18 protein-coding genes, 1 tRNA gene and 2 pseudogenes are annotated in these 18,362 nt (G+C 61.1%); 10 read left to right on the top strand and 11 right to left on the bottom strand.

Annotated elements, in window-relative coordinates:
* The coding region (locus FJ941_RS28495; RefSeq protein ID WP_140510883.1) for an aminotransferase class I/II-fold pyridoxal phosphate-dependent enzyme at positions 1-264 on the top strand (264 nt) is incomplete at its 5' end.
* Positions 265-291: 27 nt separating this feature from the next.
* Here FJ941_RS28495 and FJ941_RS28490 read toward each other — a convergent pair.
* Positions 292-413: pseudogene (locus FJ941_RS28490) on the bottom strand (aspartate aminotransferase); the annotation flags it as partial.
* 291 nt (positions 414-704) lie between these two features.
* Between FJ941_RS28490 and FJ941_RS29725 the strand changes: the two are divergent.
* Positions 705-920: a hypothetical protein gene (locus tag FJ941_RS29725; protein WP_246678398.1), complete on the top strand. Its 216-nt coding sequence runs from the start codon at positions 705-707 to the stop codon at positions 918-920.
* A gap of 362 nt (positions 921-1,282) precedes the next feature.
* Here FJ941_RS29725 and FJ941_RS28480 read toward each other — a convergent pair whose 3' ends face one another.
* Positions 1,283-2,200: an MBL fold metallo-hydrolase gene (locus FJ941_RS28480; RefSeq protein WP_140510881.1), complete on the bottom strand. Its 918-nt coding sequence runs from the start codon at positions 2,198-2,200 to the stop codon at positions 1,283-1,285.
* Positions 2,201-2,623: 423 nt separating this feature from the next.
* On the opposite strand from FJ941_RS28480, the gene FJ941_RS28475 reads away from it, so the two are divergent.
* The 4 genes from FJ941_RS28475 to FJ941_RS28460 are packed head-to-tail and all read left to right on the top strand — an operon-like array spanning position 2,624 to position 8,142.
* On the top strand, positions 2,624-6,421 hold the full coding sequence (locus tag FJ941_RS28475; RefSeq protein ID WP_140510879.1) for a PAS domain-containing protein: 3,798 nt from the start codon (positions 2,624-2,626) through the stop codon (positions 6,419-6,421).
* Positions 6,418-7,059 carry a response regulator gene (locus FJ941_RS28470; protein WP_140510877.1) on the top strand — a complete coding sequence of 214 codons (642 nt, stop codon included), beginning with the start codon at positions 6,418-6,420 and terminating at the stop codon, positions 7,057-7,059. Before FJ941_RS28475 ends, FJ941_RS28470 begins: the two co-directional genes overlap by 4 nt.
* Before the next feature lie 2 nt (positions 7,060-7,061).
* The gene (locus tag FJ941_RS28465; protein ID WP_140510875.1) at positions 7,062-7,451 is read left to right on the top strand and encodes a response regulator; all 390 of its coding nucleotides are present in this window, start codon (positions 7,062-7,064) and stop codon (positions 7,449-7,451) included.
* Positions 7,441-8,142 carry a response regulator transcription factor gene (locus tag FJ941_RS28460; RefSeq protein WP_140510873.1) on the top strand — a complete coding sequence of 234 codons (702 nt, stop codon included), beginning with the start codon at positions 7,441-7,443 and terminating at the stop codon, positions 8,140-8,142. Before FJ941_RS28465 ends, FJ941_RS28460 begins: the two co-directional genes overlap by 11 nt.
* A 137-nt stretch (positions 8,143-8,279) precedes the next feature.
* Here the strand turns inward: FJ941_RS28460 and FJ941_RS28455 are convergent, their stop codons facing one another.
* The 6 genes and pseudogenes from FJ941_RS28455 to FJ941_RS28430 all read right to left on the bottom strand — a co-directional run bounded on the left by FJ941_RS28455 (position 8,280) and on the right by FJ941_RS28430 (position 13,050).
* Positions 8,280-8,927 (bottom strand): hypothetical protein, encoded by a 648-nt coding sequence (locus FJ941_RS28455; protein WP_140510871.1) that lies wholly within the window; start codon positions 8,925-8,927, stop codon positions 8,280-8,282.
* A gap of 94 nt (positions 8,928-9,021) precedes the next feature.
* A pseudogene (locus tag FJ941_RS28450) lies at positions 9,022-9,773 on the bottom strand (SDR family oxidoreductase).
* 153 nt (positions 9,774-9,926) lie between these two features.
* The gene (locus tag FJ941_RS28445) at positions 9,927-10,307 is read right to left on the bottom strand and encodes a cupin domain-containing protein (RefSeq protein ID WP_246674060.1); all 381 of its coding nucleotides are present in this window, start codon (positions 10,305-10,307) and stop codon (positions 9,927-9,929) included.
* 129 nt (positions 10,308-10,436) lie between these two features.
* Positions 10,437-11,267 carry an alpha/beta hydrolase gene (locus tag FJ941_RS28440; RefSeq protein WP_181166101.1) on the bottom strand — a complete coding sequence of 277 codons (831 nt, stop codon included), beginning with the start codon at positions 11,265-11,267 and terminating at the stop codon, positions 10,437-10,439.
* Between the two features lie 226 nt (positions 11,268-11,493).
* A complete protein-coding gene (locus tag FJ941_RS28435) occupies positions 11,494-12,252 on the bottom strand; it encodes an SDR family oxidoreductase (protein WP_140510867.1) in 759 nt (252 codons plus the stop codon).
* A 72-nt stretch (positions 12,253-12,324) separates the two neighbouring features.
* Positions 12,325-13,050 carry an alpha/beta hydrolase gene (locus FJ941_RS28430; RefSeq protein ID WP_246674058.1) on the bottom strand — a complete coding sequence of 242 codons (726 nt, stop codon included), beginning with the start codon at positions 13,048-13,050 and terminating at the stop codon, positions 12,325-12,327.
* Positions 13,051-13,655: 605 nt separating this feature from the next.
* Between FJ941_RS28430 and FJ941_RS28425 the strand changes: the two genes are divergently transcribed.
* Positions 13,656-14,225, top strand: coding sequence for an ATP-binding protein (locus FJ941_RS28425; RefSeq protein ID WP_246674057.1), 570 nt, complete (start codon positions 13,656-13,658; stop codon positions 14,223-14,225).
* The gene (locus FJ941_RS29765) at positions 14,219-14,359 is read left to right on the top strand and encodes a hypothetical protein (RefSeq protein WP_348640763.1); all 141 of its coding nucleotides are present in this window, start codon (positions 14,219-14,221) and stop codon (positions 14,357-14,359) included. The genes FJ941_RS28425 and FJ941_RS29765 overlap by 7 nt, the downstream gene beginning before the upstream one ends.
* 218 nt (positions 14,360-14,577) lie before the next feature.
* Here FJ941_RS29765 and FJ941_RS28420 read toward each other — a convergent pair whose 3' ends face one another.
* Positions 14,578-16,158, bottom strand: coding sequence for a mechanosensitive ion channel family protein (locus FJ941_RS28420; protein ID WP_140510865.1), 1,581 nt, complete (start codon positions 16,156-16,158; stop codon positions 14,578-14,580).
* Between FJ941_RS28420 and FJ941_RS28415 the strand changes: the two genes are divergently transcribed.
* Positions 16,157-16,393: a hypothetical protein gene (locus tag FJ941_RS28415; RefSeq protein WP_140510864.1), complete on the top strand. Its 237-nt coding sequence runs from the start codon at positions 16,157-16,159 to the stop codon at positions 16,391-16,393. The genes FJ941_RS28420 and FJ941_RS28415 overlap by 2 nt on opposite strands.
* Before the next feature lie 26 nt (positions 16,394-16,419).
* Here FJ941_RS28415 and FJ941_RS28410 read toward each other — a convergent pair whose 3' ends face one another.
* Positions 16,420-16,641 carry a DUF680 domain-containing protein gene (locus tag FJ941_RS28410; protein WP_140510862.1) on the bottom strand — a complete coding sequence of 74 codons (222 nt, stop codon included), beginning with the start codon at positions 16,639-16,641 and terminating at the stop codon, positions 16,420-16,422.
* A 529-nt stretch (positions 16,642-17,170) separates the two neighbouring features.
* Positions 17,171-17,246 (bottom strand) — tRNA-Ile (locus FJ941_RS28405).
* A gap of 134 nt (positions 17,247-17,380) precedes the next feature.
* Between FJ941_RS28405 and FJ941_RS28400 the strand changes: the two genes are divergently transcribed.
* On the top strand, positions 17,381-18,091 hold the full coding sequence (locus FJ941_RS28400; RefSeq protein WP_140510860.1) for an SIMPL domain-containing protein: 711 nt from the start codon (positions 17,381-17,383) through the stop codon (positions 18,089-18,091).
* The last annotated feature ends 271 nt before the right edge of the window (positions 18,092-18,362 follow it).

Here is an 18,362-nt window from a genome sequence, read left to right as displayed (position 1 = left end):
CTCTGCAAGATGGCGAGCGACCGCCTGCTCGGCGTGCACGGCATCTACATCCAGCCGATCAACTACCCGACGGTGCCCCGGGGCACCGAGCGGCTGCGCATCACACCGACGCCGTTCCATTCCGACGCGCTGATCGCCGAACTGCAGGACGCGCTGGTCGAGACATGGGACGCGCTCGGCATTCCTTACGGCTCGGCAGGCCGGCCTTCGGTCGCCAAGAGCGACCGGATCATTCCGCTATTGGTGCCCAAATCGGGCGGTTGACGGCGAGCGGCTAAAGCCGCCGCTTGGTCAAACAGTCTCCATCCATTTCGCCAGCCGGTGCACGGCTTCCTCGACCTGGTCGAGGCGGCGGTGGAAGCACAGCCGCAGGAAGGCTTCGCCGCCAGGCCGAAGGCGGTGCCTGGCGCCATGCTCGACTATGTATTGCCTGTGCTCGATGAACCCAGTCACGGAAAGCCCGTTTGGCATAGGCCGCGGTCGAGCCTAGGGAATGCACTCGATCAATGACATCGGCCGCAAGGCTCACTGCGTTCAGCCGTAGTACCGAATCTTTGAATTGGCAGCTCGATGAGTGGGGAAAGGCGGTAGCGCTCTAGCTCTAGCTCTAGCTCTAGCTCTAGCTCTAGCTCTAGCTCTAGCTCTAGCTCTAGCTCTACTATCATAACACCCATCTCATTCCCGACGGGTACACGCTTCACGGTTTGCGCCGTACCTTCGGCACATACCTCGCGGAATGCAACGTTCAGGCGCACGCCATCATGGAGGCAATGGGGCATTCCTCTATGACCGTAACGGACGACTACGTGCGTAAGGCAAACAAGAAGCGGATCGCGGTCGACATCGCTCGTGCGATCAATGAGCGCGAAGCCAAACGCGACGCCATGAAGCGACGAGCGGCCGTGCGAGTCGTCAAGTGATCGGATCGATCTGGAACAAAAGGTGACCGCCACAGCATACCCGGGCCCATAACGGGCCCAAAACATTTTGGGCCGAGGCCAGTTTTCATCAACGAAATCAATGGTTATGGTGGGCCCGGAGGGTGTCATCGATTGTTTGTTTTTGTTATGTTTTTCGCGGGCACATGGCAAACATTCTTTCCGTATCGTTCCTTATGGCTCCGCGACCATCGCGCCGGGGATCGACACCGACACTAGGCGTCAAACGTCTCATTCGGAGCCACCTGCGGATTGGCGAGTTCTGGCGCAAAAAAAGCAGACACAAGGGCGCGAACTCATTAACGCAATGAGTACGCGCCCTATAGCCCTAACCCAACAAGAGGTCAGTAATCCCAGAAGACCGGCACCCAACGAAAGACATCGCCGTCCATCGCCACATGGCCGACGGAGGGGAACGGCATATGCGTGGCCACCAGCAGCTCTCCGGTCTCCGCCAGCTCTCGCAAAAGTCGGGCCCGGACGCGAGCTGCCTCCTCGGGGTCGTGCTCGAAACCGTTGTGCCAGTTGGGGTGTTCGAATCCGACCGCGAACACGGCGTCGCCGGCAAACATCAGCCGGTCTTTGCCGGACGCCACGCGGACGATGCTGTGCCCGGGAGTGTGGCCGCCCGTTCGGGAGACGACCACGCCCGGCGCCACCTCGGATTCTTCATCGAATAGCCGCAGCTTGCTCTCATACTCCTTCCGGAACTGCTTGGCGGTTGCCCGAAGCGCGTCCGGGAAACCGGGCGGCATTGAGACCTGGGAGAAATCGGGCGACTCCCAGAATTTGACCTCGGCGGCCGCCACATGGATCCGCAGGTCCGGACGCAGGCGGTCTTTCACCCCGTCGACGAGCAGCCCGCCAACGTGGTCCATGTGCATGTGGGTAAGGACCACGTCGGTTACGGATCCAAGATCGATGCCGGCGGCCTCCAGTCGCTTGGTCAACTGCCCGGCCCGCGGCAAGTTCAACTCCGGGTCCAATCCCAGCCCAGCGTCGATGAGTATGGTCTGCCCGCCGCTGCGCACCACGACTGCGTTCAACGCCCAGTCGAAAGCGTCCAGGGGCAGGAACATGTCGTTCAGCCAGGCCGCACGCGCGGCCGGGTCGGCGTTGTGCCCCAACATCTTGGTTGGAAGCGGCAGCACCCCATCGCTGACCACCAGCACGTCAATCTCGCCGACCCGCACCGCATAGCGCGACGGAACCAGCTCTTCAGGCCCCGTTCTGTCGGGGTGTGAGGTTTTGTCCAGGTTCATGATTATCTCCTGCTGACCGCCGCTTTAGACGCGGCATCGACGACGTATATCGAGGCGTGTTTGCGGTCGATTGTGTCGAGGGAGAGGGCGAGCCACACCACGGGATAGGTTGCGGGGGCATCGAAATAAACGACCGACGCGTCGGCTTCTTTTGCCAGCAAATGGCGACCCGCTTAGACAAGGTCGCGACCAACTGCTTGCCCTTCAGTATCCCTTCACCCTGGCTGCTTGGATCTTCACTCGGGACGTCTGGCAGCCCTGTCCGCAATGCCGGACCGGCCATATCTCATGGATTTCCATGAGGTGCGGCCGAGGCATGGTCAAGTTAAGCTGGCAAGCCAATTCGCCACCCAGATATCCAAGGATGAGTGCTACACAAGGCGCTGACGGTCTCCGGCTTTCTTTGCCCGGTAGGAGAAGACAATGACGACAGCGTTTAAGTCCATTGGCGGAACCAACTCCGAAGCGTTGCGAGCGGCTCGGATCATCGAAGGCGTGGTCGGCAACGCGTGGGCGACAGACGCCTCGGGCAAATTCACCTACGTGACGCCTGGTACGCTGACGCTTCTCGGCACAACGCTAGAGGAACTCAATTTGCCTTCGGAAGGGGGCGCGGTGGGTTGGAAGCGGCTGATCCATCCAGACGATTACGACGGCGCCGTCGCAATGTGGCGCCGCTGCCTGCAAACGGGTGACCATTACAATATGGAGCATCGCATATTGCGCGCTAGAGGTGCTTACGGTTGGAGCAGGAGCTCGGGGCAGCCGTTGCGCGATAGCACAGGTCGTATCCTTGCATGGTACGGCGCACTGATTGATGGCGATATTCCGTCCGCAGCCAAGGAACAATTCGCTGACGTCATCAGTGATGCGCTCGAAAGCAAAGCCGTTTCCGACGCTCCGCATTCACTGAACCTTGTCCATCCAGATGACCGGACTGCCGCAGCTCACGCTGCCGCCCGCGCCTTCTGGACGGGCGTTCCTCAGGTGACGAGACACCGGCAACTCCAAGCCGACGGCAGTTATCGTTGGAATGAGACGCGGTCAGAGCCAGGATACAGTGTGAGTGTCGATATTGACGATCTGGTGACGGACAGGGAGCCGCCCACCTCGGCAGAGTTGGACCCGTCGGTCGGAAACGACGCTGAACCAATTCGATCGGCGAAGATCGTTGAGAGCATATTCGGAAACGGATGGGCATTCGATGCGGCCGGCAGATGGATTTACCTGCATCCGTTTGCGCAGAACTCTCTTGGCGTGACGCTGGAAGATTTGAACGCTTCTTTGCACGAGGGGCATACTGCCTGGAAGCGCGTACTTCACCCGGACGACTACGAGCAGATCGCAGCCACTTGGCGCCACTGTCTCAGGACAGGCGATCCCTTCAATGTCGAGTTTCGCTTTCGGCGCGCGAACGGCCTCTATGTCTGGGCTCGAACCGCCGCGCGACCAGCACGCGACAGTCATGGTCGTGTCGCGGGATGGTATGGCATCGCGCTTGACAATGACGTCTACAAGAAAACCGTGACGGCGCTGCGTGGCCGTGAGCGGGAACTTTCTCAGCTCGTCGACATGGTCCCAGTCCAGATCAGGCGTCTGACGCCTGAAGGCGAGCCGACCTTCTTCAACAAGCGCTTGCTTGACTTCTTCGGTTTGGACGGCGTGGCGGATTTGGACAAGCCGGCGATGAGCCGGCTGACGGCGGCGATACAATCTCTCGTCCATCCCGAAGATGCGGCGCGCCTCCTGGAGACCGTCCGCCATTCCCTGGTTACCGGCGAGCCATACTCCATGAAGTATCGCATGCGCCGTGCGGATGGCGCGTACCGCTGGGTGGATGGACGCGGTGAGCCGCTGCGTGATCACGGCGGCGCAATCGTGCAGTGGTATGCAATTTCCATCGACATCGACGACGAGATGCGCGCGCAGCAAGCTTTGCGCGACCGGGAGCGGGAACTCTCACAACTTGTCGATATGGTGCCGAGCTTCCTCTGGCGCCTATCTGCGTCGGGCGAGCCGGTCTTCTTCAGCAAGCGAATGGTCGAGTTTCTCGGTCTCGATGTAGGAGAATACGAGAATGCGGCAGGAAATGGTCTGACAGCCGCCATAGCGGCGATCGTACATCCCGACGACGCGGCCAAGCTGGAAGCTGCCCTCAACCACTCCATCATCACCGGCGAGAGCTTCTCCCTGAACTACCGCCTGCGTCGCGTCGACGGTGTCTTTCGCTGGATGTCGGGTCGTGCGGAACCGATGCGAAACGAGGATGGGGCCGTCGTCCAATGGTACGGTCTTTCGCACGACATCGACGACCAAGTGAAGGCCGAAGAAGCGCTGCGGAAGGGCAAGCGGCAGCTGGAGCAAATGATTGACGCCGTGCCCGTGAATATCCTGAGCTTCGCCCCTTCAGGCAGGATCACCTACACCAGCAAGCGATATCTGGAGAAGGTCGGTTCACCACCCACGCACATCGAGGACTTCGATGCCCTGGCTCGGGACCTGGCCCACCCTGAAGATTTTCCGACAATGTTCCGGAGGGCATCGAATGGCTTTGCGACCGGCCAGCCTTTTGTGAACCGGTTTCGTCGGCGCGAGAAGGATGGCGTCTACCGCTGGATAGAAGCACGAGCGCAGCCGCTACGGGATGCCGATGGCGCGATCGTGCAATGGTACATGGCTTCAATCGACATCGAAGACGAGATGCGAGCGCAGGAGGCGTTGCGCGAAAGAGAGCGCGAACTTCAGCAGCTTGTCGATGCCTTGCCGGTCCACATCTGGAGCTGGACGCCCGATGGCAAGTTGGCCTACGTCAACAGGCGGTCTTTGGAGGATCTCGGCATCTCCGGGGCGAACTTCGAAGATTTCACCAGGGTGGCGCAAGAGCTGGTTCACCCCGAAGATGCTCCCGAGGTGCTCGCTACGTCGGCCAACTGCCTCAAAACTGGCAACTCCTTCATCATGCGATATCGCCGGCGTTGGAAGGACGGCAATTATCGCTGGATAGAGGGGCGTTGCGAGCCTCTGCGCGATCGAGACGGAACGATCGTGCGCTGGTACCAGGTTTCCATCGACATCGACGATGAGATGCGCGCACAGGTGGCGCTGCGCGAGAGAGAACGTTCGCTGTGGCAGCTGGTTGAAACGCTGCCGGTGATGATCGATTGCGCCGCGCCGAATGGCGAGCCGATATATCGCAGCCGTCAGCTCCGCGAATTCCTCGGATATGAGTTGGAGTCACTGGACGGCAAGGGAAAGTCCCGCCTGGCCGGCACGCTCGACGAAAGTGTTCATCCTGACGATTTGGCGGGTGTCAAAACGAACTATGCTCATTCGTTGGCCACTGGCGAACCGTATGCGCGGAGGCACCGTCTGCGGCGCTTCGATGGCGAATATTGCTGGGTCGATATGCGCGCAGCGCCGATGCGCAATGCCGAAGGGGCGATTGTTCAGTGGAACGTCGTCTGCCTGGACATCGACGGTGAAGTTCGAGCGCAAGAAGAGCTGCGTCTGGCGCAAGAGAGACTTGCACGTGCGAGCCAGGCGGCGAGTCTTGCCGAGCTTTCGGCCTCTATCGCGCATGAGGTGAACCAGCCTCTGGCGGCTGTCGTCGCCAACTCGTATGCCTGCCAGCGCTGGCTCACGGCCGAACCGCCAAATATCGAGCGGGCGCAGAAGACGGTGGAGCGCATTATCCGGGATGCCAACTCGGCGGCGGATGTCGTCAGCCGCATCCGCGCCTTATTCAAGCAGTCCGCAGACGCGATGGCCTACACAACACTCGGCAGCGTCATCGCGGAGGCGCGCGACCTCATCGCTGAAGAGGCGGCGCGGCGTCGTGTTCGTATGGACATCGATGTCGAAAGCGACCTTCCTATTGTCGCGCTCGATCGGGTGCAGATTCAGCAGGTTCTGGTGAACCTCATCCGCAATGGCATGGACGCGATGGACTCTGTTGCGGGCGACAGAGCTCTTGGACTTCGCGTGCGCCGGATAAGGGATGCGATCCAGATCGAAATCAGCGATCGTGGCCCGGGCATCGAGTTTCCCGACCGAATATTCGAGCCGTTCTTTACGACGAAAGAGCACGGCATGGGCATGGGGCTCGCGATCTGCCGTTCGATCGTCGAGTCGCACGGCGGACGGTTGTGGGTGGAGAAGAACGAGCCGCACGGAACGACGTTCGTCTTCACAATGCCCGTTGAAATGAAAGCGGCAGCATGACGACCCGCAATCACATGGTCTTCATCGTCGATGACGACGTGCGCATCCGGGAAGCGCTTGGTGAGCTACTAGAGTCGCATGGCATGCGCGCCATCGCGTTCGGATCGGCCGGCGACTATGTCCTGGCGGACAAGCCGGACGTCCCCGCCTGCCTCATCCTCGACGTGGAATTGCCGGACATCAACGGCCTCGATCTGCAGAAGCAAATCGCCGAGGGCGATCATCCGCCGATCGTCTTCATAACAGGGCACGGCGACATCCCATCCTCGGTGCGTGCTATCAAACACGGCGCCGTGGACTTCCTGACAAAGCCTTTCAGTGACGCGGACCTCATGGCCGCAATCCAGACGGCGATCGCCCAGGATCGGGAGAGGCGATCGGAGCGCGCCGAACTCGCCATGTTGAGGCAACGCTATCTAGAGCTCACGCCGCGCGAGCGCGACGTGCTGCCGCTTGTCGTGAGCGGTCTCCTCAACAAACAGGCCGCGGCTGAGTTGGGGATCAGCGAGGTTACGTTGCAGATCCATAGAAGGAAAGTGATGCAGAAAATGATGGCGGCGTCGCTCGCCGATCTCGTGCGCATGGCGGAACGATTGGAGATACCGATTACCCACTCTCGACGAGCGGGAGGGAGCTGAGTGTGAACAAGGTGCGACCTGTCGTGGCGGTTGTCGACGACGATCCCAGAGTCCTCGAGTCGCTGGAGGACCTCCTGGAATCCGCGGGCTATGTCGCTTGTTGCTTCTCTTCGGCGCGATCGCTGCTCGCCTGCGGACTGTCGGGCGTGGACGTGCTCATCACCGACATCGGAATGCCCGGCACGGATGGCTTCGAACTTCGCGACCTGGTGAAGAAGGCTCGTCCGGAATTGCCGGTGTTCCTTATCACCGGCCGCCACGAGATAGCGGATCAGTTTCGCGCCCAGGGTATCAGCGGTTTTTTCCGCAAGCCTTTCGACGGTCAAGCCCTGCTTGCGGCGATCGCCAATGCCTTACGCTACGGGGAAATGGAGGGTAATCATGAGAGTTGACCAACCGCTGCAGCGCAGATCGGCGCCGTTGTCGCAGCGGAAAGGTGAAGCGGAGCAGCCGGTCGTCATTGTTGTCGATGACGATGCGTCTGTTCGCGAGGCGCTATCGGAGTTGATCCTGTCGGCGGGATTCCAGCCAGCCAGCTTTGCCTCGACCCGCGAATTGCTTGGAGCCGGCATATTGGATAGTCCCGGCTGCTTGATCCTCGATGTCCGCATGCCTGGAGCAAGTGGCCTCGATCTGCAGCATGACCTGGCTCGAAACGGCAACTTCAAGCCCATCATCTTTCTGACCGGGCACGGTGACATTCCGATGACCGTCCAGGCGATGAAGGCCGGCGCCGTGGACTTTCTCACCAAGCCTGTGCGGGACCAAACGCTGCTTGATGCCGTGATTGCGGGCATTGCCATGGACGCCAGGCGGCGGGCGGAAGCCGCGGTGGTAATGCGCAATGTCGAACGCCTCGAGACGCTTACCCCACGCGAACGCCAGGTCCTGCGTGAAGTAGCGCATGGGCGGCTGAACAAGCAGATCGCGTTCGAGCTCGGCATAAGCGAGATCACCGTCAAGCTGCATCGCGGCAATGTCATGCGCAAGATGGAGGCGGCCTCCATCGGCGAGCTGATCCGGGCGTGGGAAACACTGCCCGCTCCGATGCGCGAGGCCGGCGCGGGCAAGACTTTGGCTTGAACGGGTCTGGGCGTCGACGGAGAGAACCGTCGTCGGTCAGGTCTGAGATCGAATTGGTGGACGCGATGAATCAACCGGACTGAGGCGATTCAGCTTCTCACGTAATGCCTGATCCGTTCCATATTTTTGTTTGCGGTCTATTCGTCGGAGGGTGTGTTCGAAACCATGTCGACGGAAGAAGGCACTCGATACCCAGGGACGTAGCGTTCACCGAAATCCCGAACGAAATTGTCATAGGTCGTTTCGGGCCTTGTCTCGGCGATGTGGCAGAAGCACCGTGTCATGCGCCGCTTCATGTCGAGCCGCGGGAACTCGCTGACGATCCTTGCGACCTCCGCGGCTGGAATGGTCTCATACTGCAGGCCTACGACATCCAGGCAGATCCCGGCAGTACAGAGCGCCACCTCCGTTTCCTTGTGGAGACCGATCGATGGTGTCGAGTTGAGGGCGACGCTATCCCAGATTAGTTGGGCTCGGCGCTCGTCGATGCCGGCTTGCCTCGCGAAGACCCGAGCCAGATCGGCGCCTTCAACTTCGAACCGACGCGGACCGTTGAAGCGCTCGTTAAGCGTAAGGTCGTGCAACAGCGCGCCGACGGCTACGACTTCCGCGTCGTAATCGATGTTGCGAAGCTGTCCCATCCGCTCCGCAAACATCCAGGACCGGATGACGTGATTGAAAAGATAAGGCTCACATTCCGCGCGGGCATAGTCGAGGGCGCGTTGCACCAACGGCGTGTCGGGAACCGAAATCCCTGCGAGCTCCCGACTGTTGGCGCTGTTCATCTTCCTGGTCTCCTCAGTGGATTTCGTGCAGCAGGGCGAGAAGTTCATTGTCCGGTGACGGCTGCGGTCATCGTCAAGAATCGGACATAAGCGATCATGTGAGGCCTAGACCTCCGTCGACGGCGACGACCTGCCCGGTCACCCATTCGGACGCCGGATCGGCGAGATGCAGAATCCACCTGGCCACGTCGTCCGGGCTGCCGCGTCGTCTGAGCGGTATCTGCGCGCGCTCCGCTTCCTCGATAACGGCAGCATGCTCCGGGGAGAGCCCCATCATGCCCGTCAGCGCGCCGGATTCGGTCGGGCCGGCAGCAACGGCGTTGACGCGCACCCCTCAGGCGCGAGCTCGAGCGCCCAACAGCGGGTCAGATGCTCCAGCGCCGCTTTGCTGGCGGCGTAGTGGGAGAGGCCAGCACCGGGCTTGTGACCGAACGTGCTGGAGATGTTGATGATTGTTCCCTTCGTCGCCGTCAGATGCGGAAGTGCTGCCGCCGCCAGTAGGCTAGGACCGACGACATTGGCAGCAAACATGCTCGTGATCTGCTCAGCGCTAGCATCACGCAGGGGCAGGAGAGCACCGGCGCCGGCATTGTTTACCAACACGTCGAGGCGACCCCATGTGTCGATTGCCCTGGCGACGGTGCGCGGGGCATCTTCGGGCTTCGCGACGTCGGCGACGAGGCTGACAATATTCGGGTGCTCGGCGACCGTTTGCTTTAGCGGCGTCGCGCGGCGGCCGGTTACCATCACCTTTGCGCCTTGCCTGGCGAAGCCAATCGCCGTGGCGCGCCCGATGCCCGAGCTTCCACCGGTGACGATGACGACCTTGTTGTCAAATACGGACATGGCTTTGCTCCTAGCCGGCACGACGTGGCGACGTCAGCTCGCGCAACTTTTCGATAAACATCGCAGCCCTCCTTATCCTATCGACCGGACCGCCGAATGCTCCGGCGGCGCGGTCCTCTCCTGGCTCGAACCTTTCCAGGAAAAACTAGGCTTTCATTCGCCGTAGGGTGTGGTCAGTTCCTTCTCGTCGGTATCGACGACGAACACGGCTAGCAGCTTGGCAGGCTCAGTCGTGCTGGCGTTCTCGCTGACGCCGTGCCGGTCGCCCGGAAACTCGGAAAAGCTCTCGCCGGCGCGATAAGTTGTGACCGGCCCGTCGTTGACCTTGCTGCGGATCGCTCCTTCAAGCACGGTCGCGTAGATAAAGGCCGACTTTGGATGCGTATGTGCCGAGGAGGTGCCGCCGGGCTCGTACTCGACCAATACGGCGCGCATGCTCTTGCCTGGCACGTTGGGCAGCGGCTGGTCGTAGACGAGCTTGACGTTCTCGCCGATCGTATCGTGGGCAAGTGCCCCGCTTGCGAGAATCGTTATGGTTGCTGCACTGCAGAGGAAGGTCTTGATCACTTGTCTGGCTCCAGTCGCGGTTTGATGTGATTGGGGGCCGCCGGCCGGAGGGGAGGACGGCCGGCGGCAGGCTCTCGCTGGCGGTACGGCGTGAGTCTATGACTTGAGGAAAGCGAGAATGTCGTTGTTCACCAGTTCGGCATGGGTCGTGCACATGCCGTGCGGCAGGTTCTCGTAGGCCTTGAGCGTACCGTGCTTCAGGAGCTTTGCGGATAAAGGGGCGGAATCCGCGAACGGCACGATCTGATCATCCGTGCCGTGCATAACGAGAGTTGGCACGTCGATGATTCTGAGGTCGTCGGTGAAATCGGTTTCCGAGAAGGCCTTGATGCCGTCGTAGTGCGCCTTGGCGCCGCCCATCATGCCCTGCCGCCACCAGTTCTGGATGACGCCCGGGATCGCTTTCGCGCCCGGCCGGTTGAAACCGTAGAAAGGCCCTGACGGGAAATCGATGTAGAATTGCGCCCGGTTGTCGGCGAGCGACTTGCGCAGCCCGTTGAACACCTCGATTGGAAGGCCGCCAGGATTTGCCGGCGTCTTTACCATGATCGGCGGCACTGCGCCGATGAGGACGAGCTTCGCGGTGCGCGCCTTGCCATGGCGGGCGACGTAGCGGGCCGCTTCCCCGCCGCCGGTCGAGTGGCCGATATGGATAGCGTCCCTCAAGCCGAGATGCTCGATCACCGCCGCCGCGTCGGCAGCATAGTGATCCATGTCGTGACCGTCGCTCACCTGTGCGGAGCGGCCGTGCCCGCGCCGGTCATGGGCGATGGCGCGATATCCTTGGTCGACGAAGAAAAGCATCTGTGCGTCCCAGTCGTCGGCGCTGAGCGGCCAGCCATGGTGGAAGACGATCGGTTGGGCATCCCTCGGACCCCAGTCCTTGTAATAGATCTCAGTGCCGTCCTTGGTGGTAATGGTGCTCATCGTCATTGGTCCTTTGTCTGGTCTGGGAGAGGGAAGGTATTTCGCCCGCCCTGCTTGCGCGGGCGCAGCTATGGAGAGGCCGGTTGCCACGGTGACCGCGAGTGCGCCTAACAAGATGTCGCGGCGCGATGCTCCGGCGGAGGAGGAAAAGTCGTCTTTCATCGGCTCACTCTTTTCGCGTTGAAGCTGGACGGCGCATCATCGGGCGATGCGCGACCGCGGTGGATCAGGGTCGTGTGAGCGGGGCGTGGGCGAACCAGTCCTCGAAACGGATCGCTCCGATGCGTGGATGATCACCGGGGACCAGCGAGTTGTCGTCCAGTTCCGTGCCGAAATAGCGCGCGTGGGGATCCCCGATCACCTTGCGCGGATCGTTCGCCGCCCTCAGGAACCGCGCGACGAGATCGCTCATGCGGATAGGCTCAGGCCCCGCGATCTCGATGGTGCCGTTGATCGGGGCGGAGAGCGCGACTTCCGTCATGGCGTCGGCCACGTCGTCCGATGCGATCGGCTGAAAGTAGGCGGACGGAAGAGTTACGGTATCGCCGACCGTTGCCGACTGGGCGATGCCGCCCAGGAATTCGAAGAATTGCGTCGAATGAACGATGGTGTAGGGAATTCCAGACTCCCGGATCAGCTTTTCCTGCGCCATCTTGGCGCGCAGGTAGCCGCTATCGGGCAGGCGCTCGGCGCCCACGATCGAGAGCGCGATGTGGTGTTTGACGCCGGCCGTCTTGCCTGCCGCGAGGAGGTTCCGTCCGGAGGTCTCGAAGAATTCCAGAACGGCCCTGTCCTCGAACGAAGGCGAATTTGCGAGATCAATGACGACCTGCGCTCCGGCGAGAGCTACCGTCAGGCCCTCGCCCGTGACGGTGTTGACGCCGCTGTTCGGTGAAGCAGCGAGCACTTCATGCCCCTTCTTGCGCAGCCTCTCGACGGTCTTCGAACCGATGAGTCCTGTGCCGCCTATGATGACGATTTTCATATCTAATCTCCTGTCTTGCGTGCTGAATTGCGTTGCGGAACGGAATGCCGGCCGTTGCGGGCAGCCGGCTCTTCACCGAACTGAGGCGGCTTCCTCGATGAGCGCGGCGACCTCGTCGGGATGCGAAACCATCACTGCGTGGGAAGCACCCCCAACGACCACGGTCTTCACGGCATGCGCGCGTTCAGCCATGAACTTCATGACCGCAGGCGGGATATTTCGATCGGCTGAGCCATAGATCGCGTACGAGGGGATCGTCTTCCATGAAGCGGCGCCGGATGGCTCCGACAGAGCGGCTTTGGCGACGGGACGCTGGGTCGCCGCCATCAGGCTGGCCTCGGCCGGCGGTATGTCGGCCGCGAACTGCTCGTGGAACTTTTCCGACCGGATATAGAGGTCCTGGCCTCCGTCAGGCTGCGCCACTGGCAGAAGCGCGTCGCCCAGCGTGCTGCCGGGGAATCTTGCCGAAAGCGTGAGGCTGGACTCGCCGGTCTCCGGCGCAAACCCGGCCACATAGACCAGCGCCTTCACATTGCTCTTTCCGTTGGCTGCCTCGGTGATGACAGGCCCGCCATAGGAATGGCCGACCAGTACGACCGGTCCCGAGATCGAGCGGATGACGGCCGAAACCGCCGCTGCATCGCCCGCGACGCTGCGAAGGGGATTGGCCGCAGCGATGGCTTTGTAGCCGTCCTTGTTGAGGTCGGCGATCACGGCGTTCCAGCTCGACGACTCGGCGAAGGCGCCATGCACAAGCACGATTGTCGGCTTGACCCGCCCGCCCCCGGGTTGGCCCATGGCGTCACCCGAAGCGGCAAACGCCGCGGCGAGCATCAGAATTCTCGTAATCTTTTGCACTTTCCTTCTCCTTTGCGACCGGGACGTGACCAGTTGCAGGGAAGAATGCTCCGAGCCTGCGTGCCGAACTATTCTACGGGGGGATCGGTCTTCCGATGCGAAGGTCTAGGGCGTATGCATTCGGAGACTGGAAGTCCTGGCCGACGAGAGGCAAAGGGCAGCGCACGAGGCATCGATCGGTCAGACGATCAGGTAAGTGGGCGGGGGCCGAAGCGGACGGCTGAAGAGCGAAACGCCACATGAGAGGCATAGGCCAATACCGCTGGTTGTCGGCCAGAATCGGACAAGCAGACGACCGACCTCCATAAAGTCCTGGCCACCGATCGAACCGGCTTAGCCCAACGAGATCTGCAGCACGGCATATACCGCGGTATGGTCGACCCTCTTCCTCGATCCAATCGATGGCAAAGGCCCGTCGAAATAGCGTCCCTGGAGACAGTGGCCGTTGCCGAACAGACGAGGCTGAGATGGTAAGCGCAGAGACAAAAGCCGACCCAGCGGGCGGGCATGCCCGTGACTCATCCGCCGAAGCCTCTCGGTACGACTTGCACACGAAGCCGCCGACAGCCGGCGCCGTTCACGATCTGGGCAATCTTATCCAGATCGCGTTATCCGCACTAAACCGCATCGCACGGGACCCTAACGTCTCGGTGGCTCCCGCGCTCGATCCCGTGATCGGCAGTGCCAGGACGGCCTTGCAGCGGGCCGGCGCGCTTATCCGGGAGACGATAAGCAGGGCTCAAGAGTGCCATCCCGAGGTTGAGGAAACCAACGTTAGCGCTTGCCTGACCGAGGTCGAGGCCCTCATCCGGCATGCTTGCGAGCCGCACATCCGGCTTGAGGTCCGTGTCGGATCCGGCCTGCCTCGCGCGAAATGCGATCGCTTGGGCCTGCAGAATGCGGTCCTGAATCTCGTATTCAACGCGCGTGACGCAATGCCCGACGGCGGTTTGATCTCGATCGACGCCGCCGCCGTTCAAGGCCATGCCGCTCTTATCGAGCTTCGCATCGTCGATAGAGGTATCGGAATGACGCAGCAGACCATTGCCCGTGCCTTCGAGCCATTTTTCACCACGAAGGGCAAGGGCTTGGGGGCGTCGGCTTGCCGATGGTGAAGCATTTCGCCGCGGAGCACGGCGGAAGCGTCGAGATCGAGAGCATCCTGGGGGCTGGCACGACCGTGATCCTGCGAGTGCCGGCAGCACCGTTGCAACTCGACGCCGGACAAACCGATCGACCTGCCTTGTGAAGGCTGAGCGCTTGCAAATGGACGCGAAGGCCACGGAAATACGCAACAACATCCTGCATATGAAACGAGAACAACCTGCCCGTCCTCAGCCTGGTGGCAGGCGGCCACGAGGGCACCATGAGGCAGATCCTCTCGATGTCGCTATGATTTGATCTTCGCCGAATCGCGCGCGCCAGCATAAAGTTCCGTAGCCACGTCCGTGGGGAAAGCAATTCTTCTTATCCCGAACTAGGTGTGTCGCTCCGTGGGATGGTCATCGCCTCCTCCCTTCTTGCGAGGCCCGCGTCCCGGTGTTCCAAAAGGCGTCCGAGCGGAATGTCGCGAAGGACCGTCTGAATGGCCTTGATCAGCGCGGATCTCGAGCGCGCGTGCTGCTGCTCCGGAGCGCCGCTTTCGCCTGAAGCAGACATGCCGGTCGCCAGTACCGCCGCGAGGTCTTCGGCCATTTCGGGCCGGGCGACCAGCAAAGGAGCGAAGCTTGTCTGGTCTATTTCGTACACCACGACATGGGTCAACGCTCGCAATGTCGACGTCTCGCCAATGCCGGCCAGCAGACCTGTCTCGCCGAAGAAGTCGCCGGGCGCGAGACGACTGATATCCTGCATGCGAGTATCGTCCTCGCCCAGTTGCCGGGCGATGATGCCTGCTCGAACGATCATGAGCGACGGCAGCATCTCTCCCTCTCGTGCAATGATGTCGCCCTTTCGGTAGGTGCGAACCGAGGTCGTCGCGGCAAGGGCCTCCTGCTCGTCGTCCGTCAGCGTCGAAAAAATCGGTATGGCCCTTATAAGGTCAATCGGGGTGACGCTCGGCGGCCTCGCCGTCTCTTCAGTCGCCAGTTTGCTGACGGCGATCGACGACGGAGGTGCTGCAAGCAGCAGGCCGGTGGACTTGGCGTGGCGGTAGACGAGATCGAAGACTTCATTTCTCGCTGCTATTCGTCGGCCTACATTCTCGACATGAACAAGCAGATCGATCTCGATCGCCACGGTGTTCAAATCCCGAACAACCACCAAGGGCGCCGGTTCCTTCAAAATGGAGTTGCAGCTCAGCAAGGCTGTACGCATCACGTCCACCACGATGGCCGGCATTTTGGTGGGCGCGATTCTTATGGTGAAAGCGATTCCGTGGCTCTCGTCTGGTTTGCTCACATTGGTCAACCTAAGCTTGGCCAGAAAGCTGTTCGGAGGCGCAACGACGTTATGGGCCCAGGTGAGCACCTGGGTCGATCTCCAGCTGGTTTCCACGACGCGGCCTTCGGTGCCGTCACTCAAGACGATCCAGTCCCCAAGCACATAGGGGCGGCCGAGGTTTAGTGCGACGCCTGAAAACACGTCGCTTAGCGTATTCTGCAGGGCCAGTCCCAGCATGATGGCAAAGACACCCGAGGTGGCGATGAGGGTTCCGACCGGCACGCCGAAGACGAAAGCGAGGACCGACAGCAGCATTCCAGCATAGACGACGCCGACGACGAGATCCTGCAAGAGCCGTGCCTCGCGTGGCTTCCCCTCGAAGACCAGAAAGATGCGGACGAAACCGATCAGCGCCCATGCGAGATGAACCCACCACAGCGCTTTCGCCACCCCGAAGAGTATCGCTCGGGTGGTTGTCTCACCGCTCCGAGTTAGCTCGTACGGGACGACGGCCCCGTCCAGAAGTAGAACCGACATTGTAAGGAAGAACGCAATCTGAACGATCAGCCTTGCGTTGGAGAGACTCTGCGGAATGACGTACCAGACAACAATTCCGGCGACGCCCACCAGAGCCATGTAGAGAGGAGGAGCGATCCACCAGTTCATGACCAAAGCCTCAACCAATGCTTCCAATCCTGAACGCAACGAGGCCGCCTTGGGCCGCGTGCTCGATCACATGACAGGTGCAGTACTAGGACCCCGTGCGATCCGAGCTTTCTCGAGCAGAATCGGTGATCGCATCATTCTTCTCAACGATCCCCCGGCTATCGAGTGCGGCAAGCGCCGCTGCGTCTCGATCAAGCCTAGCATCGGCATGAAGGCCGCTCGGTCTAGAGAATGACCGAGCGGCCCATAGTCATTTTTGGGCTAGCGCCCCCAAATACCCTGTCCGTATCTGTCGTTAGGCGTGACGGGCTTTCTTATCGTTTGACCGGCGTCATGTTTGGCATGTCCGTCGACCATCTCGATCGAGGAGGTATGCAACTTGTCGGCAGGAGTCGCCTTTTCTGACCCGTAGTGGTCGCTGCCGGCAAGAGCGGTTCCGACAGAAACGACAAGAGAGGCGGCAGCAAGTGCGATGAGCTTCATTCTTCTTCTCCAACGTTGGACACTGCGCCAGAATGATACGGAACAGGCCACAATCAGACGATCAGACGACCGAATGGTTGGACACATACAGAAGCATTGGATAGCACTGGCCGAAGACCAGGGAACGATCTCGCGGTTGATTGACCGCTTGCGTGTTCAACTGGCAGACCCTGGCAGCGCGACCGTGCAGATCAATGTAGGTCACGTTTTTTGAGTCGTGTACGGCGGGCAAGAGGGAGGCTCCCGACGGTTGTGCGCTATAGGATCAACATCATTAGACAGCCGATACTCTGGAACGAACGCCGGCCATCCGCGGCTACTAATCTTGACTGAATGCAAAAGTGCCGATTTCGGCGAAACGCAACAACGGTCGTCGCTCAAGTTCAGCGCTCGCGATGACTGGCTCGATTCGATGTCCTTGAAATGCGTAAAAAACGCTTCGAGGTTCTTCAAACTCGAGGGGGTTCGAGTCCATATTGTGGGCAACTCTCAAAAAACATAGCGAAATCAATGGGTTACGTGGAAACTTTGGTGGGCCCGGAGGGACTCGAACCCCCAACCAAGCGGTTATGAGCCGCCGGCTCTAACCATTGAGCTACAGGCCCCACGCGGGCTGGATTAATGTTTTTTGCATCGCGGCACAAGGCTTTACCGGCGGGCTTTCGCAGATCGCCCAAATCAACCCATAATCGCGCTCTACGCGACCCCTGCGACCTGATCGCAGACCAAGGAGATTTTTATGACCAGACATCTTTTGCCCCTCGCGCTCGCCGCTGCAATCGCTTTTCCGGCGATGGCTGGAGCCACCGATCTGCCGACGCCGCCCCGCATCATCGTGTCCGGCGAAGGCGAAGCAACCGTGGCGCCCGATCTGGCGATCCTGACGCTCAGCGTCATGCGCGAAGCCAAGACGGCGCGCGCCGCACTCGACGCCAACAATGACGCTATGGCCGCCGTGATCGCCGCGATGAAGGCCGCCGGCATCAAGGATCGCGACCTGCAGACAGCGGGCATCCAGATTAACCCCCGCTACAACTACACCAACAAGCCGGACGGCGGCCAGGACGCCGAACTCATCGCCTACCAGGTGACCAACACGCTCTCGGTGCGGGTGCGAGACGTCGACAAGACAGGCGAGATCCTCGACAAGGCGGTGTCGCTCGGCGTCAACCAGGGCGGCGGCCTTGCCTTCACCAACGACAATCCGGAGGCCACCGTCACCGAGGCGCGCAAGAAGGCGGTCGCCGACGCCGAGGCCAAGGCCAAGACGCTGGCCCAGGCGGCGGGTGTCAGTCTCGGCCGGGTGCTTGAGATCACGGATCAGAACATCAGGCCGGCGCCGATGCCGATCAACGCCAAGGCGTTCGACGCGGCGGCCGGCGCGGCTCCGGTGCAGGCCGGCGAGAATTCCTACAATGTCCAGGTCACCGTTACCTTCGAACTGAAGTAACCGGCTGAGTCGATGGCCGGTCCTGCCGGCCATCGGTCACCCCTTGGCACGCATGAAAAACCCCGCGGGATCGCTCCCGCGGGGTTTTTCGAGCCGCACCCGTCCGATAGACAGGGACCCTGCTACTCCAGGCTGATCTTCGCAGACCATCATGCCCCCAGACCGACCATCGCAGATGGCGTGTCCAGACCGACCATCGCAGATGGCGTGTCCAGACCGACCATCGCAGATGGCGTGTCCAGACCGACCATCGCAGATGGCGTGTCCAGAC

This window comes from Mesorhizobium sp. B2-3-13 (genome assembly GCF_006442195.1).
GTDB classification, from domain to species: domain Bacteria; phylum Pseudomonadota; class Alphaproteobacteria; order Rhizobiales; family Rhizobiaceae; genus Mesorhizobium; species Mesorhizobium salmacidum.
This window is presented reverse-complemented; position numbering and strand designations above follow the sequence as displayed.